Annotated in this window: 18 protein-coding genes and 2 pseudogenes; 7 read left to right on the top strand and 13 right to left on the bottom strand. The window is 71.4% G+C overall.

What is annotated here, in order from left to right:
- The first annotated feature begins 21 nt into the window (after positions 1 to 21).
- Entirely contained in the window at positions 22 to 2,028 is a 2,007-nt protein-coding gene (locus tag ACZ4UV_RS17560; protein WP_351486038.1) for a zinc ribbon domain-containing protein, read from the top strand.
- Positions 2,029 to 2,060: 32 nt separating this feature from the next.
- On the opposite strand, the gene ACZ4UV_RS17555 is transcribed toward ACZ4UV_RS17560, so the two are convergent.
- The 5 genes from ACZ4UV_RS17555 to ACZ4UV_RS17535 all read right to left on the bottom strand — a co-directional run bounded on the left by ACZ4UV_RS17555 (position 2,061) and on the right by ACZ4UV_RS17535 (position 5,814).
- Positions 2,061 to 2,408, bottom strand: coding sequence for a TadE/TadG family type IV pilus assembly protein (locus ACZ4UV_RS17555; protein WP_467838762.1), 348 nt, complete (start codon positions 2,406 to 2,408; stop codon positions 2,061 to 2,063).
- Position 2,409: 1 nt separating this feature from the next.
- Complete coding sequence (locus tag ACZ4UV_RS17550) at positions 2,410 to 2,736, bottom strand: pilus assembly protein (RefSeq protein ID WP_467838761.1); 327 nt, start codon at positions 2,734 to 2,736, stop codon at positions 2,410 to 2,412.
- 182 nt (positions 2,737 to 2,918) lie between these two features.
- Positions 2,919 to 4,184, bottom strand: coding sequence for an AAA family ATPase (locus ACZ4UV_RS17545; RefSeq protein ID WP_467838758.1), 1,266 nt, complete (start codon positions 4,182 to 4,184; stop codon positions 2,919 to 2,921).
- A gap of 12 nt (positions 4,185 to 4,196) precedes the next feature.
- Positions 4,197 to 4,901 (bottom strand): Flp pilus assembly protein CpaB, encoded by a 705-nt coding sequence (gene cpaB, locus ACZ4UV_RS17540; RefSeq protein ID WP_390046480.1) that lies wholly within the window; start codon positions 4,899 to 4,901, stop codon positions 4,197 to 4,199.
- An 85-nt stretch (positions 4,902 to 4,986) separates the two neighbouring features.
- A complete protein-coding gene (locus ACZ4UV_RS17535; protein WP_451021064.1) occupies positions 4,987 to 5,814 on the bottom strand; it encodes a hypothetical protein in 828 nt (275 codons plus the stop codon).
- A 313-nt stretch (positions 5,815 to 6,127) separates the two neighbouring features.
- Here ACZ4UV_RS17535 and ACZ4UV_RS17530 point away from each other — a divergent pair, with 313 nt between their 5' ends.
- Positions 6,128 to 7,852, top strand: coding sequence for a chitinase (locus tag ACZ4UV_RS17530; RefSeq protein WP_467838756.1), 1,725 nt, complete (start codon positions 6,128 to 6,130; stop codon positions 7,850 to 7,852).
- Positions 7,853 to 7,910: 58 nt separating this feature from the next.
- On the opposite strand, the pseudogene ACZ4UV_RS17525 reads toward ACZ4UV_RS17530, so the two are convergent.
- Positions 7,911 to 8,021, bottom strand: a pseudogene (locus ACZ4UV_RS17525) (ATP-binding protein); the annotation flags it as partial.
- Positions 8,022 to 8,286: 265 nt separating this feature from the next.
- Between ACZ4UV_RS17525 and ACZ4UV_RS17520 the strand changes: the two are divergent.
- Together ACZ4UV_RS17520 and ACZ4UV_RS17515 are read left to right on the top strand one after the other, a co-directional pair.
- The gene (locus ACZ4UV_RS17520; protein ID WP_467838753.1) at positions 8,287 to 8,883 is read left to right on the top strand and encodes a helix-turn-helix domain-containing protein; all 597 of its coding nucleotides are present in this window, start codon (positions 8,287 to 8,289) and stop codon (positions 8,881 to 8,883) included.
- Positions 8,774 to 9,577, top strand: a pseudogene (locus ACZ4UV_RS17515) (RNA-guided endonuclease InsQ/TnpB family protein); the annotation flags it as partial. The gene ACZ4UV_RS17520 and the pseudogene ACZ4UV_RS17515, both read left to right, overlap by 110 nt.
- A gap of 148 nt (positions 9,578 to 9,725) precedes the next feature.
- On the opposite strand, the gene ACZ4UV_RS17510 reads toward ACZ4UV_RS17515, so the two are convergent.
- Entirely contained in the window at positions 9,726 to 10,646 is a 921-nt protein-coding gene (locus ACZ4UV_RS17510) for an anti-sigma factor RsbA family regulatory protein (protein WP_467838750.1), read from the bottom strand.
- A gap of 471 nt (positions 10,647 to 11,117) precedes the next feature.
- On the opposite strand from ACZ4UV_RS17510, the gene ACZ4UV_RS17505 reads away from it, so the two are divergent.
- Positions 11,118 to 12,473 (top strand): M14 family metallopeptidase, encoded by a 1,356-nt coding sequence (locus ACZ4UV_RS17505; RefSeq protein ID WP_451021061.1) that lies wholly within the window; start codon positions 11,118 to 11,120, stop codon positions 12,471 to 12,473.
- A gap of 69 nt (positions 12,474 to 12,542) precedes the next feature.
- Here ACZ4UV_RS17505 and ACZ4UV_RS17500 read toward each other — a convergent pair whose 3' ends face one another.
- The 5 genes from ACZ4UV_RS17500 to ACZ4UV_RS17480 form a co-directional block, all read right to left on the bottom strand.
- Positions 12,543 to 13,196, bottom strand: coding sequence for a hypothetical protein (locus tag ACZ4UV_RS17500; protein WP_451021062.1), 654 nt, complete (start codon positions 13,194 to 13,196; stop codon positions 12,543 to 12,545).
- A 65-nt stretch (positions 13,197 to 13,261) separates the two neighbouring features.
- The gene (locus tag ACZ4UV_RS17495) at positions 13,262 to 14,776 is read right to left on the bottom strand and encodes a GntP family permease (protein WP_467838746.1); all 1,515 of its coding nucleotides are present in this window, start codon (positions 14,774 to 14,776) and stop codon (positions 13,262 to 13,264) included.
- Between the two features lie 110 nt (positions 14,777 to 14,886).
- Entirely contained in the window at positions 14,887 to 15,297 is a 411-nt protein-coding gene (locus ACZ4UV_RS17490; protein ID WP_451017984.1) for a RidA family protein, read from the bottom strand.
- On the bottom strand, positions 15,294 to 16,061 hold the full coding sequence (locus ACZ4UV_RS17485) for an IclR family transcriptional regulator (RefSeq protein WP_390046464.1): 768 nt from the start codon (positions 16,059 to 16,061) through the stop codon (positions 15,294 to 15,296). Before ACZ4UV_RS17485 ends, ACZ4UV_RS17490 begins: the two co-directional genes overlap by 4 nt.
- Positions 16,058 to 17,233: a sugar kinase gene (locus ACZ4UV_RS17480; RefSeq protein ID WP_467839392.1), complete on the bottom strand. Its 1,176-nt coding sequence runs from the start codon at positions 17,231 to 17,233 to the stop codon at positions 16,058 to 16,060. Before ACZ4UV_RS17480 ends, ACZ4UV_RS17485 begins: the two co-directional genes overlap by 4 nt.
- 193 nt (positions 17,234 to 17,426) lie before the next feature.
- Here ACZ4UV_RS17480 and ACZ4UV_RS17475 point away from each other — a divergent pair, with 193 nt between their 5' ends.
- Together ACZ4UV_RS17475 and ACZ4UV_RS17470 are read left to right on the top strand one after the other, a co-directional pair.
- The gene (locus ACZ4UV_RS17475; RefSeq protein ID WP_467838742.1) at positions 17,427 to 18,704 is read left to right on the top strand and encodes an amino acid deaminase; all 1,278 of its coding nucleotides are present in this window, start codon (positions 17,427 to 17,429) and stop codon (positions 18,702 to 18,704) included.
- An 8-nt stretch (positions 18,705 to 18,712) separates the two neighbouring features.
- Positions 18,713 to 20,329, top strand: coding sequence for an N-acyl-D-amino-acid deacylase family protein (locus ACZ4UV_RS17470; RefSeq protein WP_467838740.1), 1,617 nt, complete (start codon positions 18,713 to 18,715; stop codon positions 20,327 to 20,329).
- A 95-nt stretch (positions 20,330 to 20,424) separates the two neighbouring features.
- On the opposite strand, the gene ACZ4UV_RS17465 is transcribed toward ACZ4UV_RS17470, so the two are convergent.
- On the bottom strand, positions 20,425 to 21,258 hold the full coding sequence (locus ACZ4UV_RS17465) for a trypsin-like peptidase domain-containing protein (RefSeq protein ID WP_351486064.1): 834 nt from the start codon (positions 21,256 to 21,258) through the stop codon (positions 20,425 to 20,427).
- Between the last annotated feature and the right edge of the window lie 49 nt (positions 21,259 to 21,307).

Genomic DNA, 21,307 nt, shown 5'->3' with positions numbered 1-21,307 from the left:
CACGCGTGGGAGGGGGCAGCGATGAGCCGGAGACTTCTGCTCGCCGAGGGCGAGACCTCCCGTATCGCGTGCGCCCGTGGTGTGCTGCGTACCGGGCGGGACGAGAAGAGCGGCGGACTTCTGTCTGCTGCTGTGCTGGCTGAGCGGGTTGGCTGGGCTGCCGATCTGGTGTACGGCTTGGTGTCCGATGTGCTGGCCGCGCACTGGAACATCACCGACGTGAATGTGCTTGCCTCCGGCCGGGAGCCGGACGGCAGGAAGCTGCCGTCCAATGCCTGGATGGCACTGCGCCGCCTGGGCTGGGCGGCTGCCGCGCCGGAAGGCGTCCAGGTCAACGACCGACTCGTGCGCATGGCACAGGAGCAGGCCGGGCGGACCCTGCGCTCCGCGAAGTGGCGGGCCGATCTCACCTCCGGTGTGCTGGCGACGTGGCCCGCCGATCCGAGCAAGCGCACTCCCGAGGAGTGGGACGCCGTCCGCGCGGCGGTGCCGGGAGGGCAGCATCTGCCGGGAAGCGTCATCAAGTCCCGTACCCAGCAGATCGCCACCTTCGTGCGCAAGCACGGACGACTGCCTGGCGATGTGTTCGAGGCCGAGGCAGCGCCGCGGGCCGCGCGCATGCTGCTGCTGTCCGCCTGCGACGGACAGCAGGCCACCATCCAACGCGGTGACGACCCCGCGCGGGCACTGCTGCGCCTGCAGCTGCCCACCTGCCCCGACCCGCGCTCCTACCGGGACTGGACGTGGGTGTCCTGCCCGATCGCACTGCCGCCCACCATCCCGGCCCACGCGGTGCTGCACCTGCCCACCCTGCGCTTCCACCAGAGAGAAGTTCGCGCCGACCTCGCCTACACCCACTCCGTCCCGAAGGCCCAGCGCTCCGGCCACCGGATCGCGTTGGGCGTGGACTGGGGCCTGAACACGCTCCTCAGCGCAGGCGTCGCCCGCCTCCATGACGACGGCCGCATCACCGCCCTCGGCACCGGCGCCGAGTTCCGGGCCGCCGGCGTGCTGGCCAAGCAGCACCGACTGCGCCACCTGTCGGAGCACCTGCACGCCAAAGCCGACCACTACCAACGACTCATGGGCGAAGACACCGATCATCCCCTGGCCGCGCGGCACACGGTCCTGACCGGCGAGATCCGCGCAGTGTCCGAGCGCAGGTCGAACCTCAACAATGCGCTGGCCCGCGCCGCCGCCCGCTGGGCCGTGGATCAGGCCATCACGGCCGATGCCACGGTCATCTACCTCGAAGACCTGCGCTCCTTGGAGGCTCGCGGCATGGGCCGGACCATGAACGCCCGCCTGTCCCAGCAGGTACGCGGGCAGATCGCTGACCACATGCGGCACCTCGCCGCCGAGGTGGGTATCGCCGTGGTCACCGTCCCGGCCCGAAACACCTCCAAGCACTGCCCCCTGTGCCTCGCTCCGCTGCTTCACCGCAAGGCACCCGACCGGCCCACCACGCCGGGCTGGAAGTGGGCCATCTGCCCCGACCGTGACGGCTGCAGCTGGCAGGGCGACCGCGACACCGGCGCGTGGCGGCGCATCGCCGCACGTGGCCTGACCCACCAGATAAAGACCGTCGCCGACCGGACCACCGGACAGATGGTCATCCGCGCAGTCGTGGACAAGCTCGAAGCACATGCGGTCATTACCCCGACCGCGCCACAAGCCAGTCGGACGGACCGGTCCAAGACAGGTTCCACCCGGCGTCGAAGCACACGCCCCGCGCCCAGGCGACGCAGGGCCCCCTCCCCCACCGGTCCTTCGGGTCCGGCGGGTCAGCGTCCGGAGGGACACGCACCACCGGGCCGGATGCGGCTGCCCCGCGCAGCCCGCCGGCACCAGGACGTGACGACGATCAGCACACCCATCTGCGGGCCCTGGCCGGGGAGACCCCCATACAGCCGCCACCGGCCACGCGGAGCAGCACTGGGCGCGGGATTCCATCTCCACGCTCACGCTTCCCCGCCACGATGGGAGACGATCCCAGACACTACGTCTGCCACAGGATCATTCAGCTGATCAGAGACGCTCATGGCTCTGGTGCTCCTCGTTCAGTGGTCGACGGGCATCGTGGCGGACTTGGTGGCGTTGCCCAGGCCCCAGACGATCTTCGGGATGTGGACCGTGGCGGTGACGGTGACCGAGTCTCCGCCGCCGGAGGTCGCGCAGGTCACGCTGAGGCTGACCGCGGCGGCGCAGGCGGCGCCGACGTCCTGCCGCAGCGAGGCCGCGCGTGCCCCCGCCCGCGCCGCCGTCCCGGCCTGCTCGGCGGCGTAGGCGACGGCGCCGAGCTGGATGCCGGCCAGGCCGACGATCAGGAGGATCGGGAGGAAGCCGAGGTACTCGACGGCGACCTGGCCGCGGTCGCGGTGCCGGCGACGGGGAAGACGGGGGTGCATCTCAGTTCTTCACCTCCTCCACGGTGCCGGCGTGGCCGTGGACGGTGACGGGGAAGTCGATCGAGCCGGGGAAGAGGACCGGGACGCGCAGGGAGACGTCCGCGGTCACCGTGCCGGTGCCGCCGCACTCCACCGTGGCCCCCTCCCGCCAGGCGTCGGAGAGGTCCTCCAGCGCGGCGCGCTCGCAGACGCCGGAGCGTTCCCCCCGGGGGACGGCCGTGCCCGCCCGTACGCCCTCGTCGGCAGCGTTCCCCGCGAGGGTGAAGGCGTATCCCACGAGGACGGCCTGCCACATGAGCACCAGGGTGAGGATGATGACCGGGGTCATGCCGAGGAGCTCTATGGAGACCTGGCCGTGGTCGCCAGGTCGTCGGTCGGGTGCGACCCGGTGGGGGTCGTTCGCGCAGTTCCCCGCGCCCCTCAAAGCAGGGCGCCACCGTGAGCGCCCCTTCAGGGGCGCGGGGAACTGCGCGGCCCGCCCCCACGCACCCGCACCCGACCGACGGCCCCTCATGGAAGTTCCCTCCGGCGCCGGAACCCCACCGCCGCCCGCTCCCCGCCCCGCGCGCGTCCCCCGGACCGGCGTGGCGGCGGCGCCCCCTCCCCCGTCCGCACCAGGCCCAGCTCCCCGGCCAGCCCCCACAGCGCCTGCTTCACCGTGCTCCGTGAGTCCAGCTCGTGCATCCGCCCCGCGTCCACCGCGCCCTGCAGCTCCTTGAAATTGGCGGGAATCGGCGTCCCCGCCATGGCCGTCCCGGTGATGCGGCCGATCAGCGCCGGCTGGATCTCCGTACCGCGCGTGTACCGGTTGACCACCACCGTCGTCTCCTCGGCCTTGCGGATCTGCAGCCGGTCCCACATCCGTACCGTCCGCTTGGCCGCCCGGACGGCGACCACGTCCGGCGTGGTCACCAGGAGCGCCAGGTCGGCGGTCTCCACGGCCGCCGCACCCGCCCCGCCGAGCTGCGCGCCGCAGTCGACGATCACCACCTCGTAGCGGGAGCGCAGGGCGCTGAGGATCTGGCGGGCGGCGCGGTCGGTGACCTCCTCGCCGCGTTCGCCCTCGGCCGGAGCCAGCAGCAGGGCCAGCCCGGAGTCGTGGCGGAAGACGGCCTCGGCCATGACCCGCGGGGAGATGTCGTTGACCGCGGCGAGGTCGGCGACCGAGCGGCGGAACTGGACGTCCAGGTAGGAGGCGACGTCGCCGGTCTGGAGGTCGAGGTCGACGAGGGCGGTGGAGTGGCCGGAGGCCTGCGCGGCGAGGGCGATCTGGACCGCGACGAGGGTCGCGCCGGTGCCGCCCTTCGCGCCGCTGACGGTGACGACGGTGCCGCCGACGCCGGCGAAGACGTCGGCGCCGTGACCGAGATGGCGTCGTACGCCCGTGGACCACTGGGCGACGGCCTGGACGCGGCCGGCCAGCTCCTCGTAGCTCAGCGGGAGGCCGACCAGGCCGCGGGCGCCGGAGTCCATGGCGGCGGCGAACAGGCCGGGGCTGGTGTCGGTGGTGACCAGGACGACGCCCACGGCGGGGAAGCGCAGGGCGACCTCGCGGATCAGTTCGAGGGCCGGGACGGGGCCGATGCGTTCGTGGACGACGACGACCTCGGGAAGTTCGTCGACGGACTCCGCGGCGGACCGGGCGAGGGCGTCGACCAGCCCGGTGGAGTCGACGACAGGGGGCAGGGGTTCGGCGTCCGGGAGCTGGCTGAGCAGGGAGACCAGGGAGCGGACGGCGTCCGCGTCACCGACGGCGGGGAGGATCCTGATGGGCATGGAGGGCGCCTCTCACTTGTCCGTCGCGAGTTCGTAGGTGCGGTCCTTGTCCGGCACGGTGGTCGTCGTACCGGGCGCGACCAGGGCGAGCCGGACCCGCTGGGCGAAGGACTCCGCGTAGGTGAGGCGCTGGGCGTCGAGCGTGGACAGCGCGAAGGTGATGGGGACGGCGTCGGTGGGCTGCTGGTTCCTGTTGTCCGGGTCCACGTAGCTGAGCTGGGCGCCGACGTCCAGGACCCGGGCGTCGGTCACGATGATCTTCGACTCGTCGGGGTCGCTCTGCTGCTTGCCCTCGAAGGTGGCGTAGACGTTGACCCGGGAGCCCGGGGTGATCTTGCCGGCCACCCCGGTGGCCGCGTCGATCATGATGGCGACCTCCTGCTCGCCCGGCTTCAGCTCGGGCTGGTCGACGATCATGTCGGTCTGGAGCAGCGAGCCCTTCTTCAGCGTGGTGACCGCGATCTTGTTCTGGATCTGGCTGAGGCTGGTGACCGCGTTGGCGGACAGCCACCGCTTGGGCAGCGAGATCTTCTTGAACTGGTTCGGGCTCAGCGTGGTGTACGGCGTGACGTCGGACCGGAGTTCGTACGCGGTGACCTTGGGGCCGACCTCGGACTTCGCGTTGTCGATGACCGAGAGCACGCCGGCGAACGCGGCGAGCGCGCAGATCACCGACAGGATCAGGAGTATCACGCCGCGGCGCTGACGGGAGTTCATGGACCGTGCGACCTCATCGGGGAAGCGGGGGAAGTGGGGGAAGCGAGGGAGCCGAGCGGTGGGTGGTGCGGGCCGGCCCGCGGTGTCAGGCGGGCGTGCGCTGTTCCAGCGCGCGGGGCGCCGGCGGGTCGTAGTCGGGCGGGGTGGCGGAGCAGAAGACACAGCGGTCGCCGATGACGTCGATGCCGCACCAGTGGCAGCTGGTCTGCCGTACCGAGGTGACCAGTTGGTAGAGGACCGACAGGTCGGCGAGGTAGCTGGTGAACTCGACCATCCGGCCGGTGCCCCACCACACGGACGACTCGGCGGGCAGCGGGGTCTCGCGCAGGCCGTGCGCGCCCCAGGCCTTGGCGAGGCCGCCGATCCAGTCGGACTGCAGCTGCCCCTTGGCGACCAGCATCCAGGTGCTGAACTCGGGGCCGTTCAGCACGGCATCCGGGGCGATCCGGACCAGTTGCGGTTCGGGGTGGGCGACGACCCCGAACTGGGTGCCGGGCATCCAGGACTTGGCGTGCGCCCTGAGCCCGACCGGGACGCGGTCCAGCTTGGCGACGGAGCCGAGGACGGCGCCGGAGTGGATGTAGTGGGTGAGCAGCCGGCCGGCCGACGCGAGCACGCCGGGGCTGAGGTCGCAGGAGGCCAGCTGCCGCAACTGCCGGGCCAGGACGGCGATGCCGAGCGGCGGCAGATCGGGGCGGAACAGCGCGATCCGGTCGCTCTCCAGGAGGGAGCGGAGGGTGTGCAGGCGCCGGACCACGGCCTCCGGCACGGCGTCCGAGTAGACGACGACCACGTGTCCGTACTGCTCGATGAGGGCCACGAACTCGGCGAGGGTGTCGTCGAGGGGCCGCTGGTCGAGGTCCCGGAGGACGACCGCGGGCATGGTCCGCTCGTCCTGGACGGGCAGCGCCATGTCGGCACTGGTCACGGCAATGGCAGTTGGCACGCGCAGCTCCCCGCTCTTCACACCCGGCGGCCCACCGGTGTTACTCCAATGAGCCGGGACGACTTCATTGCGTGACTTCCTCAGCACTGTAACCACGCGCCTGTGACCGGAGAACAGCGTTTGTGCAGCTGTCTGGGATCCGTGACCACACAAGTGACGCCAAAACGGGACAGGTTGTGCATATGACCGGGGCTCGTTCAGCCCTGCGGGGCTTCCGCGGACCTTTGAATTTGGTCTGGACCTATTGACACGTGAATTGGTCTGGACCACCTTGTTTGTCATGCCCAGACTCATCCCCCGGCTCGTGTCCCGGCATGCCGGACAGCGACGCATCCGCACCTGGTCGGCCGTGGCCACCCTCGCCACGGCACTCGCGATGGCGGGCCTGGCCTCCGCGCCGGCCTCCGCCGCCGACGTCAACAACGCGAAGAACCCCGGCTTCGAGTCGGGCCTCGCCAACTGGACCTGCTCCGCGGGCAGCGGGACGACGGTCTCCTCCCCCGTGCACTCCGGCGCCGCCGCGCTGAAGGCGACCCCGGCCGGGCAGGACTACGCCCAGTGCAGCCAGACGGTGGCGGTGAAGGCCAACTCGACCTACACACTGAGCGCCTGGGTGCAGGGCTCCTACACCTACCTCGGTGTGACCGGCACCGGCACCACGGACGTGTCGACCTGGACCCCGAACACGTCCTGGACGCAGCTGTCGACGACCTTCACCACCGGCGCCTCGACCACCTCGGTGACGGTCTGGACGCACGGCTGGTACGGCCAGCCCGCCTACTACGCCGACGACGTCTCGGTCTACGGCCCCGACGGCGGGGGCGGCTCCGACCCGGCCCCGACCGTCCCGGCGACCCCGGCCGGCCTCGCGGTCTCCGGTACGACGTCGTCCTCCGCGTCGCTGTCCTGGGGCGCGGTGTCGGGCGCGACCGGCTACAACGTCTACCAGAACGGCACCAAGGTCTCGGCGGTCACCGGCGCGTCGGCGACGATCACCGGGCTCGCGGCCTCGACGTCGTACTCCTTCCAGGTCACCGCGACCAACTCGGCCGGTGAGTCGGCGAAGTCGTCGGCGGTGACGGCGACGACCACCGCGACCGGCACGGGGGGCGGCGGCTCGCTGCCCAAGCACGCGGTGACGGGCTACTGGCAGAACTTCAACAACGGCGCCACCGTCCAGAAGATCTCGGACGTGCCGTCCTCGTACGACATCATCGCCGTCGCCTTCGCGGACGCGACCAGCACACCGGGCGCGGTGAGCTTCACCCTCGACTCCGCCGGGCTCGGCGGGTACACGGTCGACCAGTTCAAGGCCGACATCAAGGCCAAGCAGGCGGCCGGCAAGAAGGTCATCATCTCGATCGGCGGCCAGAACGGCACGATCTCGGTGAGCGACTCGGCGTCCGCGACGAACTTCGCCAACTCCGTCTATTCGCTGATGCAGACGTACGGCTTCGACGGCGTCGACATCGACCTGGAGAACGGCATCAACGCCACCTACATGAGCCAGGCGCTGCGCTCGCTGTCGTCGAAGGCGGGCTCCTCCCTGATCATCACGATGGCCCCGCAGACGATCGACATGCAGTCGACGTCCAACGGGTACTTCCAGACGGCCCTGAACATCAAGGACATCCTCACGGTCGTCAACATGCAGTACTACAACAGCGGTTCGATGCTGGGCTGCGACGGCAAGGTGTACAGCCAGGGCTCGGTGGACTTCCTGACCGCGCTCGCCTGCATCCAGCTCCAGGGCGGTCTGTCGCCGTCCCAGGTGGGCCTCGGCCTGCCGGCGTCGACCAGCGCGGCGGGCAGCGGCTACGTGTCGCCCACCGTCGTCAACAACGCTCTCGACTGCCTGACCAAGCTCACCAACTGCGGCTCCTTCAAGCCGTCGACGGCCTACCCCGGCCTGCGGGGTGCGATGACCTGGTCGACGAACTGGGACGCGGCCGCCGGGAACGCGTGGTCGTCCTCGGTGGGCGCCCACGTGCACGCACTGCCGTAACACCGGGTGGGTCGACTCCGGCGGCTGGGCAGGCCGCCGGAGTCCGGGCTGTGGGGCGCTACGGCTGTCGCCGACCGCAGCCGTCGCACCCGCAGGTACCGAGCTCGAACCACACGGTCTTGCCCGGCCCGTCCTGGTGGCAGCCCCAGCGCCGGGACAGCGCATCCACCTTGCTCTGGGGCAGGGTGCCCGGTGCTTCAGTACCGGGGTGAATGCCCGCTCCCGCTAAGCGGGGCAGAGGAAGCCGAATCGCCGTCAGGGCGATTCGGCGTCGCCGTCCATGGCGCTGAGGGTGGCCACGCACAGGCGGTAGTGACGGGGGGAGATCCGGTGGCTGGTGGCCAGCCGGGGCGGCAGCCGGGAGCGGTCACTCACTCGGGTGATGTTGATCGTTGGTGTGCGCGGGTGGGGAACGCGCGGGCTAGGTTCGCGGCATGGCACGGTTTCGGATGTATCCGACAAGCGAGCAGGCGGGCGTCATGCTCGGCCACTGCGCGCATGCCCGGTACGTCTGGAACCTGGCTGTCGAGCAGCACGCGCACTGGAAGCCGGGCCGCAGGTCCGCGCCGGGTTTTGCGGAGCAGTGCCGCCAGCTCACCGAGGCCCGGCGTGACAATGAGTGGCTGGCCGCCGGGAACGCGGACGTGCAGCAGCAGGCGCTGAAAGACTTCGCCGCAGCCAGGAACGCCCGCTTCACGTCCGGCTTTGGCGAGCCGACCTGGCGCAGGAAGTACCAGCACGAGGGCTTCCGCGTCATCGGCACCGACCGCGTACCCGAGTACGAGCCGGACGGCAGCCCGAAGCTGAACCAGAAGACCGGTAAACAGGTCATGGGCCGCTTGGTGGTCGTGCAAAAGCTCAACGCAGGTCAAGGTCCCCGGCTGCGGCTGGGTCCGCTTCCGCCTCAGCGTCAAGGGCAAGGGCGCGGGGCTTCCCGCTGCGAAGACGTTTCGCGTCACCTGCCGCAGCGGTCAGTGGCATATCGCGTTCGCGGTCATCCCCGAGCCGGTCGACGCGCCAGGCACGGGTGAGGTCATCGGTATCGACCGGGGCGTGAGGATCACGGCGGCCCTGTCGGACGGGCGGAAGCTGAACTGCCCTCAGCTCACGGCCAAGGAGCAGGCACAGATCCGCAAGCACGAGCGCCGCGCAGCTCGGGCCCCGAAGGGCAGCGCTCGCAAGGCCGCCGCGTACGCGAAGGTCGCCAGCCTCAAGGCACGCGAGGTGAACCGGCGCAAGGACTGGTGCGAGAAGACCAGCACCATGCTCGCCCGCACCTACGACGTGATCCGGTTCGAGAAGCTGAACATCAAGAACATGACCCGCTCCGCGAAGGGAACCGCGGAGCGGCCCGGCAGGAACGTCCGCCAGAAAGCCGGGCTGAACCGGAGCATCCTCGCCCAGGGCTGGGGCCTGCTGCGGCAACGCACCGAGCACAAGGCCCCCGGCCGGGTCGAGGACGTCCCGGCACCCTTTACCTCTCTGCGGTGCAGTGCATGCGGGTGGATCGAGAAGAAGTCGCGCAAGAGCCAAGCCGACTTCGTCTGCGTGTCCTGCGGCTTCACCTGCAACGCCGACGAAAACGCAGCCATCAACGTCGCGGCAGGACAGGGCGGGATCCCCCGCCCCCGGCGATCAGCCGGTGCCGGAGGGGTGACAGCGGCCACCGGCCGTTCGAGCGCCCGTGAACCTCAACCCGCCTGGGTTGGAATCCCCCTCTTTTAAAGAGGTGGAGGATGTCAAAAGGTACATCCCTCTGCCGCCCTCCAGAGGCCCGCGTCCAGCAACCTCGGAGGGCGGTGATCCTCGTCGGCGACCTCGCAGCGCAGCACGCCGTGCGAGCCTGCGGGGCGAGCCGGAACCGGCGCCTCGGTCACGCGTACTGGACGCGGATCTTCGCCCCGTCTCCCGGCGCCCCGTCCCGGACATCGACGTACGCGCACACCTGGCGGGTCAGCCACAGCCCCTGCCCCGGCGCCGGCTCTGCGCTCGGCGGCGGCACGAACCCGGCGAGCGGATCGTCCACGGCCCGGCACAGCCGTAGCTCGATCAGGCAGGCCGGGGCCTCGCCCCAGGCGAGGATCTCGGCCACCGGCCCGTGGGCGGTCGCGGCCTCCACGACCGCCCGGGTGAACAACTCGGCGTCCGCCGCGGGCAGCCCGAGCCCGGCCGACCAGGCGTGCACAGCCTCCGGAGCCGGCAACCGGGCGGCCGACAGCGGGGGTGGCGGCAGCGGTACAGCGTCCAACTCGCGTACGAGCACGGGTGGTTGCTCATATACCCCCGTACCCGGGTGGGCGCGGCGGGCCGCGTCGACGACTGCCGGGCCCGCCGTCCGGGTGTCGTACGCGCACAGCGCCGTGGTGCCGAAGGGGGCGAAGAGGAGGTTGGCGAGGGACTCGTAGCGGATCCACTCGGTGCTCTCCCGCGCCGAACGGCCAGCGCGGCCCGCCCAGTCGGGCTCCATGAGGAGATGGATACGGCCACCGGGTCCGGCGTGGGCGGCGAGGAAACCGGCGCCCTGGGCCACGGCGTTGGCGGCGGTGCCGGTGTACCAGTCGGCGTGGTCGATGAAGCCGACCTTCTTGGCATCGGTGCCGAGCGTGTCCCGCAGGGCGGCCAGCCGGGCGGGGGCGGCGATGGCGACGGGCGGGGGCTCGTCGGCGGCGGCGAGGCCCTCGGCGAGGAAGGGCAGGGCGGCGGCGAGGAACGCGTCGTCCGAGCCGAACACGGCCATCCGGTGGTCGAAGTGCCCCTGGGCCGCGCCGGGGCGCCCGTTCGTACTGCTGCTCATCAGGTCTCCTGTGCGTCAGCGCCGGGCGGTCACCCGGGCGGCGATCTGGCTGGGGTTGCTCGTCAAGGGCGTGGGCCACGATCTCTGCGAGGCCGAACGCCCGCCCCGGCCGTACGCCCGCTCGCATGCCCCCTGTCCCGACGTAGCCGACGCCGCCGGGGACGCTGGGCGCGACGAGGCGCGGCTTGGCCAACAGTTTGCGGCCCGCGGCCTGTTCGCCCCCGCGCGGCGCTGATTCGCCCACGTTCTCCCGGGGCACCGGGGAAACGCACATGGACGTCACGCGGGAGGGTGCACTTCGTCGCGGGTGGCCTGCGGGGGCGGCGGCGGGCGTACACTGCGCGGCTGATTTGCGTGGCCGATTTTACAATCTTGACCTGTTCATGCCATTCGCAGACGATGAGCGGCACCCGCACAGCAGTTTCACAGGCACGTCGCACTGAACCACCCCCACCTCCCCCAGGAGACTTCATGCGACTTCGCATACGCGGCTCCGGTGCCCGCGGCGGCAGACGGACCGCCACGCTGGGCGCCCTGCTGGCCCTCGCCCTCGCGGCCCCCGTGTCGGCGACGGTGACCCACGCGACCGCCGACAGCGCCCGCCCGGCCGTCCCCTCGGCCGACGGCGTCCGGCAGTACGAGATCCACCAGAGCACCACCCCCGTGACCCGCGCGGCGATCCAGCGGACCGGCGTCACCGTGGACGAGGCGGACGAGGAGACGGTGGTCGTCTCCGGACGGGCCGCGCAGATCGCCGCACTGAAGCGCCTCGGCTACGATGTCACGCCCCTCGGCGCGGCCCCGGACCGGTCCTCGGCCGCCGACCGGCTGCGCCTGTTCGACTTCCCGACGGCCGACGCGAAGTACCACAACTACGCCGAGGCGAACGCCGAGATCGACCAGCGGCTCGCCGCCTACCCCTCGATCATGAGCAAGCAGGTGATCGGCAAGTCGTACCAGGGCCGGGACATCGTCGCGATCAAGGTCAGCGACAACGTGGCGACGGACGAGAACGAACCCGAGGTCCTGCTCACCTTCCACCAGCACGCGCGCGAGCACCTCACGGTGGAGATGGCGCTGTACCTGCTGCGGGAGCTGGGCGCCGGATACGGATCGGACTCCCGGGTCACGAACATCGTCAACAGCCGGGAGATCTGGATCGTCCCCGACCTCAACCCCGACGGCGGCGAGTACGACATCGCCACCGGCTCGTACCGGTCGTGGCGCAAGAACCGGCAGCCCAACTCCGGTTCCTCGTACGTCGGTACGGACCTGAACCGGAACTGGAACTACAAGTGGGGGTGCTGCGGCGGTTCGTCGGGCTCGACGTCGTCCGAGACGTACCGCGGTGCGTCCGCGGAGTCGGCACCCGAGGTCAAGGTGGTCGCCGACTTCGTGCGCAGCCGGGTGGTCGGCGGCAAGCAGCAGATCAAGGCGGGGATCGACTTCCACACGTACAGCGAGCTGGTGCTGTGGCCGTTCGGCTACACGACGGCCGACACCGCCACCGGGATGACCGCGGACGACGCGGCCGCGTTCAAGGCGGTCGGGCAGAAGATGGCGGCGAGCAACGGCTACACGCCGGAACAGTCGAGCGACCTGTACATCACCGACGGCTCGATCGACGACTATCTGTGGGGCACCCAGAAGATCTTCGACTACACCTTCGAGATGTACCCGACGTCCAGCTCCGGGGGCGGCTTCTACCCGCCCGACGAGGTGATCGAGCGGGAGACCTCCCGGAACCGGGACGCGGTGTTCCAACTGCTGGAGAACGCGGACTGTATGTACCGGTCGATCGGGAAGGAATCGCAGTACTGCAGCTAGCCGGCCGGAGCCGCTCCGGCCGTGGGGCAGCCGCCGGGGCCGGAGCGGTTCGATCGGGCACGGAGGGGACTACTCCTGGCCGAGTGCCTTGCCCTCGGCCTTGGCCTTGTCCTCGGTCTCGCTCACGGTCTCGTCGGCGGCCTTGTCCTCGGCCTCCGCCCCCGCTTCCGCCTCGGGGGCGTCTTCGTCTTCCGTACCGTCGTCGAAGTACGCGTCGAGGACCGCGTCCAGTTGCTCCTCCCACTCCTTGAAGCGGGAGCGGGACGTCGCCTCGATCTCGATGGGGTACCAGCGGCGCTCCGGCGTGTGGACGGTGATCGTGAACCGCTTGCCGAAGCGCGGCGCCTCGGTCTCGATCGCACCGATCTCGTCCCAGCGGAACTCGCAGTTCTCCTCGTCGAGGCTGAGGCGCACGCCCTGGTGGTCGGCCACTATCCGGGCACGCCGGTCGGCGGCCTCGAAGGAGGGGCCCTCGGAGGTCTCCGCGTCGTCGGCGTCCGCGGCGGACTCGTCCGCCGTCACCTCGGCATCGGCCGCGGCCGCGGGTTCCGCCGCCGCCTCCGCCTCCGCGGGCTCCTCCGGCCGGGCGTCCTCGGCCTTCGCGTCCGCGGGCTTCGCGTCCGCGGGCTCGGCGGACGCGGGTGAGGTGAGCCCGGGGATGAAGGCCGGGTCGAATCCGGCGCCCTCCAGGGGCTGGCTGTTGGCTCCTATGCGCTGCTCCACAGCGGGCAGTATGGTCCAAGAACCTGTGCCGGACACAGCCAGCCCCGGACTTCGTTATCAGACGCCTACACGAAGACGCTGAGCACGCCCGCCACCGCGAAGCCCACCACCGACAGCACCGTCTCCAGCACGGTCCAGGTCTTCAGGGTGTCCCGCTCACTGATGCCGAAATACTTGGCGACCATCCAGAATCCGCCGTCGTTGACGTGCGAGGCGAAGATGGAGCCGGCCGAGATGGCCATGATCACGAGGGCGACGAAGGCCTGGGAATGGTGGCCCTCGGTGAGGAGTGGGGCGACGATGCCGGCTGTCGTCACGATCGCCACCGTCGCCGAACCCTGGGCGACCCGCAGGACCACCGAGATCAGGTACGACAGGACGATCACCGGGAGGCCGACGCCGTTGAAGGTGTCGGAGAGGGCCTGGGCGACGCCGCTCGCCTTCAGTACGGCGCCGAAGATCCCGCCCGCGCCGACCACCAGCAGGATGTTGCCGACCGGCTTGAGGGACGCGGTCGACACGGTCTCCAGGGACTTGCGGGACCAGCCGCGCCGGATGCCGAGCAGGTAGTAGGCGAGGACCAGGGCGATGGTGAGGGCGACCATCGGCGTGCCGAAGAACTCCAGCACCGAGCGGCCGGTGGAGGGGTCCAGGGCGATGGAGGAGAAGGTCGCGGCGAGGATGAGGACGAGCGGCGTACCGATGATGGCGAGAACCGTGCCCAGCGGAACCGGCTTCTCCCGGGGCTCCACTCCGGCCGCCCGCTGCTCCGCCACCACCGCCTGCCTGGCCTCCTCGGCCGCCTCGACCATGTCCTGCGGTACGGCGACGAAGATCCGCCTGCCGATCCACGCCGAGTACGCCCATGCGGCCAGCACCGCCGGGATGCCGCAGACCACGCCCATGAGGATGACCCAGCCGAGCTGGACGTGCAGCAGCGCGGCGGCGGCCACCGGGCCGGGGTGCGGCGGCAGGAAGGCGTGGGTCATGGAGAGGCCGGCGAGGAGGGGGAGGCAGTACAGGAGGATCGACTTGCCGATGGGGGTCCCCCCGGGACGGAGCTTGTCGGAGTCTTGGGGGAGCTTGGCCGCCGCGTAGACGAGGGGGGCCAGGACGAAGATGCCGACGTCGAAGAAGACGGGGATGCCGAAGATCAGGCCGGTGAGGCCCATGGCGAGCGGGGCCCGCTGCTCCCCGAAGAGGTTGAGGAGCCGCGTCGCCAATACCTCGGCACCGCCGCTGACTTCGAGGATCGCGCCGAGCATGGTGCCGAGGCCGATGATGATCGCGACATGGCCGAGGATGCCGCCCATGCCGGACTCGACGGTGGAGACGGCGTCCGAGCGCTGGACGGTGCCGAAGAGTTCGGTGACCGAGAGACCGGCGAGCAGGCCGACGGCTATGGAGACGGCGAGGAGGGCCACGAAGGGCTGGAGCCGCGCCTTGATGATGAGGAAGAGGAGCAGGGCGATGCCGACGGCGGCGACGGTGAGGAGGCCGGCGGTGCCGTCGAGGAGGAGGAGCAGGCCTCCGGTGTGGGGCGGGGTGGTGGGGGTGGACGCCGCTAGGGGGAAGGGCATGTGGGGGTCCTCTGGGTAGGTGCATCGTGCTTTCGGGCAGGGGGGAGCGCGGCACGGCACCCGGTGCGGGTGCCATGCCGTGCAGGACGTGCGGGAGTTGACGGAACCCGTCAGCCGATGACGGCGAGGGCGTCGATCTCGATGAGGAGGCCGGCGGGCAGACCGACGTACACGGTCGTGCGGGCGGCGGGCGGGGCGGTGAGGCCCTGCTCCTCGAAGTAGGTGTTGTAGATGCCGTTCATCTCGGCGAAGTGGTCCACGTCCGTCAGATAGACGCGGATCATCATGACGTCGTCCCAGGAGGCGCCGCCCTCCTCCAGGATCGCCTTGACGTTGGCGAGGGTCTGGAGGGTCTGCTCGCGCAGCGTGGGGCCGGCCGGGGTCGGAGGCTTGCCCTCCTCGGCCGGCAGGAAGCCGACCTGGCCGGCGACCTGGAGGATGTTGCCCTTGCGGACGCCGTGCGAGAACTTCGCGGGCGGGGTGGTGTGGGTCGTGGGGGTGAGCGCGATCTTCTCGGTCATCTGGTGCCGGCTTCCGTGATCGGTGTTCTGCCTGAGTACTCGCCGCTGATCGCGTCCGCCGTACGGCGCACCTGCGGGAGCAGGGTGAGGAGTTCGTCGGCGGTGACGACGACGTTGGGCGCGGAGACCGACATCGCGGCGACGACGCGCCCGTCGGCGCCGCGGACGGGGGCCGCGACGCAGTTGATGGACTCCTCGTGGCCGCCGAGGTCGGTGGCCCAGCCCTGTTCGCGCACCTTGGCCAGTTCCCTGAGGAACGCCTCCGCGTTCGGCGTCGAACGGGCCGTGTACATGGGGTAGTCGAGCTTGTCTGCGAGGGCCCGCCGCTCGGGCTCGGGCAGGTCGGCGAGGAGCAGTTTGGCGACGGCGGCGACGGTGATGGCGACGGGCTTGCCGATCCGCGAGTACATGCGCACCGGGTAGCGGCTCTCGACCTTGTCGATGTAGAGGACCTCGCCCTCCTCGAACACGGCGAGGTGCACGGTGTGTCCGCAGGCCGTGTTGAGGCGGGCCAGGTGGGGGTGGGCGATCTCGCGGACGTCGAGGTTCTCCATCGCCTCCTGGGCGAGGGCGAAGAGGCGGGCGCCGAGGCGGTAGCGCTGGTCGGACTGGCGGTAGACGAGCCCGTGTTCGTGGAGGGTGCGCAGCAGCCGCAGTGCGGTGGACTTGTGCACACCGAGGCGGTCGGCGACCTGGCCGAGGTCGGCGGGGCCCTCGGCGAGCAGCGGCAGGATGCTGAGCGCTCGGTCGACGGTCTGGCTCATGGGGTGCGTACCTCCTCTTCGGCCGCGTCGGCTTCGGTCCAGCCGGGGCCGAGTCGAAGTCTCTCCCACGCACCGGCGTCCAGGGCGGTCAGCCGGTCGGTGGTGTCGCGGGCGGGGGGCGGGGCGAGGTCGGCGGGGGTGGTGAGGGCGGCGGCGGCGAACAGGTGGCTGAGCCTGAGCGTCTGCCCGACCGGCAGGCCGCGCAGGATGCCGGAGAGGAAACCGGCGGCGAAGGCGTCACCGGCGCCGACGGTTGCCACGACGTCGACGGCGGGGGCGGGTTCGAAGGTGCCGGGGGTGGGGGTGGGGACGCTTACCGGCGCCGGCAGGGTGCCGCCCGCGCCCACCCTCCCCCACTCTCGGCTTCGCTCGAGCGGGGGGACCCCCATCGCCCCAGCGGCTCGACTGCCCGCGGCTGGAGAGGAGCGCTGGCTGCAGCGCCCCTTCAGGGGCGCGGGGAACTGCGCGACCAGCCCCCACCGGGCCGCGGCCGACACGAAGGCCGTCGCCCCCTTCGCCCCTTGCTTCACCACCAGCGCCTCCGGCTCGGGCAGCAACTCCCGGACAGCCGACGGCCCTCCCGTCACCCCCCACGCCTGCTCCGCCTCGTCCTCGCCCACGAACACCAGGTCCGCGCGCCGCGCGAGGTCGAGCAGCACCCCCGCGTCCGCGGACTCGGTCCACAGCCCCGGCCGGTAGTTCACGTCGAACGACACCAGCGTCGGCCGTTCCCCGGCGGGAGCCGTCAGCTCGCGCAGCAGCCCCAGGCAGCCCTCCGACAACGCGGCCGTGATCCCCGACAGGTGCAGGATCCGCCCGGCGCGCACCGCCGCCGAGTCCACCGTCGCCGCCGACATCGCCGACGCCGCCGACCCCGCCCGGTAGTACGCGACCTCGTGCGCGTCCGTCGCCCGGTCCCCCGCCGTGCGGAAGTAGACCCCCGTCGGCCGCGCCGGATCCCGGCCCACGTAGGAGACGTCCACGCCGTACGAGGCGACGGTCTCCAGCAGGTGGTCGCCGAACCCGTCCGCGCCGACCCGGCTGACCCAGCGCACGGCGTGCCCGGCGGCGGCCAGCGCGCAGGCCACGTTGGACTCCGCGCCGCCGATCGCGCGGTCGAAGGAGGGCACGTCCGCGAGGCGCCCCGGCCGGGTGGGCAGAAACGTGACCATGGACTCGCCGAGCGCGACGACGTCCACGGCGTCAACGGCGCCGGTGGCCTTCACGATGGTCGTGGCTCCTCGTCGTCGGGGAAGGGTCGCTACGGGCTGATTGACCCGGCGTTGGCGTGGATGTTAGACAGCGGTAAGCGATATACGCAATGGACGTTGCACATGATGCAACCCACCTGATCATGGAGGCTCCGTGTCCCTCGACACCGGCACCGAAGCGCTCGCCCGGCTCGCGGAGGAACGCGTCGACCACCGTTTCAAGGGCCTCCCGCCGGACGCCGAGGGCCTCACCGTCGGCGAACTGGCCGCCCAGCGCCGCAACCTCTTCGAGGACGGGTTCGCGACCCCGGTGCTGGCCCTCTCCGCCGAGCGCCTGGAGCACAACCTCGCGCTGATGGAGTCGTACACCGAACGGCACGGTCTCGCCTTCGCGCCGCACGGCAAGACCTCCATGGCCCCGCAGCTGTTCAGGCGGCAGACCGAGCGCGGGGCGTGGGGCATCACCCTCGCCGTGCCGCACCAGGTGCGGGTGGCGCGGGCGTTCGGCACCCGCCGGGTCTTCCTCGCGAACGAGCTCGTGGACGCCCCGGCGCTCCGCTGGATCGCCGCCGAACTGGAGCGCGACGCCGACTTCCGTTTCGTCTGTTACGTCGACTCCGTGCGCGGGGTCGAGCTGATGGACGCTGCGCTGCGCGGGACCGGCCGCCCCGTGGACGTCGTGGTCGAACTCGCGGCCGGGGAGGGCGCCCGTACCGGCGTCCGTACCGAGGCGGAGTGCGCGGCGGTCGCGGACGCGGTGGCCGGGACGCGGACGCTGCGGCTGGTCGGGGTGGCCGGGTACGAGGGCGAGGTCCCGCAGGCCGACCCGGACCGGGTGCACGCCTATCTGTGCCGGCTGGTCGCCCTCGCCGTCGAGTTCGACAAGGCGGGCCGGTTCGCGGGCCTGACAGAGATCGTGGTGAGCGCGGGCGGCAGCGCCTGGTTCGACGCGGTCGCGGACGTCTTCGCCGGCGTTCCCGAACTATCGGCGCCCGTACTGAAGTTGCTGCGCTCGGGTGCGTACGTCTCGCACGACGACGGCCGCTACCGGGACGTCACCCCCTTCAACCGGGTCCCCGAGGAGGGCGCCCTGGAGCCCGCCTTCCGGCTCTGGGCGCAGGTCGTCTCCCGCCCCTCCCCGGAGCAGGCCTTCGCCAACGCGGGCAAGCGGGACGCGGCCTACGACCTCGACCTCCCCGTCGCCCAGGTGATCCGCCGGGCGGCCACCGAGCGCCCGGCGACCGGCGTCTCGGTCACCGGCCTGTCCGACCAGCACGCCTGGCTGAGCACCGGTCCCGAGGCGGACCTGGAGGTCGGGGACTGGGTGGGCCTCGGTCTCTCCCACCCGTGCACGTCGTTCGACAAGTGGCAGCTGATCCCGGTGGCCGAGGCGGACGGGACGGTCGTCGACTACATCCGTACGTTCTTCTAGGAGGGGCCGTGGAGCAGCTCGTCATCCGGGACGCGGACGTCGTCGACGGGAGCGGGGAACCCTCCTACCGCGCCGACGTGGTGATCGACGGCGGCCGGATCGTGTCGATCGTCAAGGAGGCAGCGGCGGCGGGCTGCCAGCGCCCGCGTGCGATGCGCGAGCTGGACGCGGAGGGCCTGGTCCTCTCCCCCGGCTTCGTCGACATGCACGCCCACAGCGACCTGGCCCTGCTGCGCGACCCCGACCACAGTGCGAAGGCCGCGCAGGGGGTGACCCTGGAAGTGCTGGGCCAGGACGGCCTTTCGTACGCCCCGGTCGACGACCGCACGCTGGCGGAGGTCCGCAGCGCGATCGCCGGCTGGAACGGCTCCGGCGAGGACATCGACGTCGACTGGCGGTCGGTGGGCGAGTACCTGGACCGCCTCGACCGCGGCATCGCCGTCAACGCGGCCTATCTCATCCCCCAGGGCACGGTCCGTGCGCTCGCGGTCGGCTGGGAGGACCGCGCGGCGACCCCGGCCGAGCTGGACCACATGCGCCGGCTGGTGGCCGAGGGCATGGCCCAGGGCGCGGTCGGCCTGTCCTCCGGCCTCACCTACACCCCCGGCATGTACGCGCCGGACGGCGAACTGACGGAGCTGTGCCGGGTGGTGGCGGAGTACGGCGGCTACTACTGCCCGCACCACCGCTCGTACGGCGCGGGCGCGCTGGAGGCGTACGCGGAGATGGTGGCCCTCGCCCGGGCGGCGGACTGCCCGCTCCATCTGGCCCACGCCACCATGAACTTCGGCGTGAACAAGGGCCGGGCGCCCGAACTGCTGGCCCTCCTCGACGAGGCCCTCGCCGCCGGCGCCGACATCACCCTCGACACCTACCCCTACACCCCGGGCAGCACGACCCTCGCGGCGATGCTGCCGAGCTGGGCCAACGAGGGCGGCCCGGCGGCGGCCCTCGCCCGCCTCTCCGACGACGAGACGGCCGGCCGCATCCGCCACCACCTGGAGGCCGTCGGCTCCGACGGCTGCCACGGCGTGCCCATCGAGTGGGACACGATCGAGATCTCGGGCGTGGGCGACCCCGCGCTGGCGGACCACGTCGGCCGGACGGTCCAGGAGTCGGCGGACGCCCGCGGGGAGTCCCCCTGGACGACGGCCCGCCGCCTCCTCCTCACCGACCACCTGGGCACCACGATCCTCCAGCATGTCGGCCACGAGGAGAACGTCCGCACGATCATGCGCCACCCGGTCCACACCGGCGGCTCGGACGGCATCCTCCAGGGCACGAAACCCCACCCCCGCGCCTACGGCACGTTCCCGCACTACCTCGGCCACTACGTACGGGAGCTGGGCGTGCTCTCCCTGGAGGAGTGCGTCGCCCACCTCACCGCCCGCCCCGCGGCCCGGCTCCGCCTGCCGGACCGCGGCCTCGTACGCGAGGGCTACCGTGCCGACCTCGTCCTCTTCGACCCGCGGACGGTCGCGGCGGGCTCGACGTTCGAAGCCCCGCGCCGCCTCCCGACGGGCATCCCGCACGTGCTGATCGACGGCCGTTTCGTGATCGAGGACGGCCGCAGGACGGATGAACTGGCGGGACGTTCGATCCGGCGTACACCCCAACTCACCTAGGGGCGCTGGGGGTACCCCCGGCCGAAGCCTGGGGGAGGAACTGCGCGACCAGCCCCCACGGCGCCGCACCCGAAGACGGTGCCCTCAGCGGAGCGCTACGGCTTGGGCAGGGTGCACCCACTCGCACTCAGGTTCAGCACGTTCCCCGTCGTGAAGCACGCCGGAATGATGTACGTCTCCTCGGCGTAGTTGATCCCCTGCCGAACCGTCACGTTCCCGCTCTCGTCCACCTCGCACGGGTTGTCGACGGTGCACCGCTCCCCGTCCTCGTTGCCCGTGTTGTTGACGGCGACGACCTGGCCCGTGCTGGTGTCGATCACCGGCGACCCCGACGTCCCCCCGATCGTGTTGCACGCGGAGGTGTAGCGGACCGAGTCCTTCCAGGTCCAGTCGCCCTCCTTGAGCCGGTACACGAACCCGTCGATGTTGCAGCTGTAGATCGTCTTCCAGTAGCCGGAGACGACCTTGATGGCGGTGCCGGCGACCGGGTGGCTCGCGTTGACGGTGAGCGGGCTGATGCCGTAGGAGCTCTTGATCGCCGCGTACGTCGTGGTGGTGCGGTAGATCGTGATGTCGGTGTCGGTCATGGTCGAGTAGACGACCTGGTTGGCGCGGAGCGTGGCGACCTTGGTGCCGGAGGAGTTCAGCAGGCCGAAGGTGCGGCTGGAGGACTGGCCGGTGATGACCTCGCCGGGCTCCGGGAAGCCGGTCTCCAGGCAGTGGCCGTTGGTGAGGACCAGCGCCGGGTCGCTGTCCGCGGAGTTCGGGAAGCGGATGACGGAGCCGGAGCAGTTGCTGAGCGAGACGGTGCCCGCGAAGTTGACGGTCACCGCCGCGGCCTTTGCCGTCTGCGGCGCGGCGACCGCCGGAGCCGTGCCGATCCCGGTGATGGCCAGGGAGGCGAGCGCGGCGACGAGAGGCTTGTTCATGTGGGGGTCCCCTCTATACGACGAGGGTGACCGGAGATCTTCCGGCCAC

This window comes from Streptomyces sp. NPDC028289, from assembly GCF_055565975.1.
The sequence above is the reverse complement of the archived record's forward strand: the minus strand, read 5'-3'. Positions and strand labels throughout refer to the sequence as shown.

What these genes read in the sequence shown, in the direction of transcription:
- ACZ4UV_RS17560 (WP_351486038.1), top strand. Translation starts at nt 22, where the DNA reads ATGAGCCGGAGACTTCTGCTCGCCGAGGGCGAGACCTCCCGTATCGCG.
- ACZ4UV_RS17555 (WP_467838762.1), bottom strand. Translation starts at nt 2,408, where the DNA reads ATGCACCCCCGTCTTCCCCGTCGCCGGCACCGCGACCGCGGCCAGGTC.
- ACZ4UV_RS17550 (WP_467838761.1), bottom strand. Translation starts at nt 2,736, where the DNA reads ATGACCCCGGTCATCATCCTCACCCTGGTGCTCATGTGGCAGGCCGTC.
- ACZ4UV_RS17545 (WP_467838758.1), bottom strand. Translation starts at nt 4,184, where the DNA reads ATGCCCATCAGGATCCTCCCCGCCGTCGGTGACGCGGACGCCGTCCGC.
- cpaB (WP_390046480.1), bottom strand. Translation starts at nt 4,901, where the DNA reads ATGAACTCCCGTCAGCGCCGCGGCGTGATACTCCTGATCCTGTCGGTG.
- ACZ4UV_RS17535 (WP_451021064.1), bottom strand. Translation starts at nt 5,814, where the DNA reads ATGGCGCTGCCCGTCCAGGACGAGCGGACCATGCCCGCGGTCGTCCTC.
- ACZ4UV_RS17530 (WP_467838756.1), top strand. Translation starts at nt 6,128, where the DNA reads ATGCCCAGACTCATCCCCCGGCTCGTGTCCCGGCATGCCGGACAGCGA.
- ACZ4UV_RS17520 (WP_467838753.1), top strand. Translation starts at nt 8,287, where the DNA reads ATGGCACGGTTTCGGATGTATCCGACAAGCGAGCAGGCGGGCGTCATG.
- ACZ4UV_RS17510 (WP_467838750.1), bottom strand. Translation starts at nt 10,646, where the DNA reads ATGAGCAGCAGTACGAACGGGCGCCCCGGCGCGGCCCAGGGGCACTTC.
- ACZ4UV_RS17505 (WP_451021061.1), top strand. Translation starts at nt 11,118, where the DNA reads ATGCGACTTCGCATACGCGGCTCCGGTGCCCGCGGCGGCAGACGGACC.
- ACZ4UV_RS17495 (WP_467838746.1), bottom strand. Translation starts at nt 14,776, where the DNA reads ATGCCCTTCCCCCTAGCGGCGTCCACCCCCACCACCCCGCCCCACACC.
- ACZ4UV_RS17490 (WP_451017984.1), bottom strand. Translation starts at nt 15,297, where the DNA reads ATGACCGAGAAGATCGCGCTCACCCCCACGACCCACACCACCCCGCCC.
- ACZ4UV_RS17485 (WP_390046464.1), bottom strand. Translation starts at nt 16,061, where the DNA reads ATGAGCCAGACCGTCGACCGAGCGCTCAGCATCCTGCCGCTGCTCGCC.
- ACZ4UV_RS17480 (WP_467839392.1), bottom strand. Translation starts at nt 17,233, where the DNA reads ATGGTCACGTTTCTGCCCACCCGGCCGGGGCGCCTCGCGGACGTGCCC.
- ACZ4UV_RS17465 (WP_351486064.1), bottom strand. Translation starts at nt 21,258, where the DNA reads ATGAACAAGCCTCTCGTCGCCGCGCTCGCCTCCCTGGCCATCACCGGG.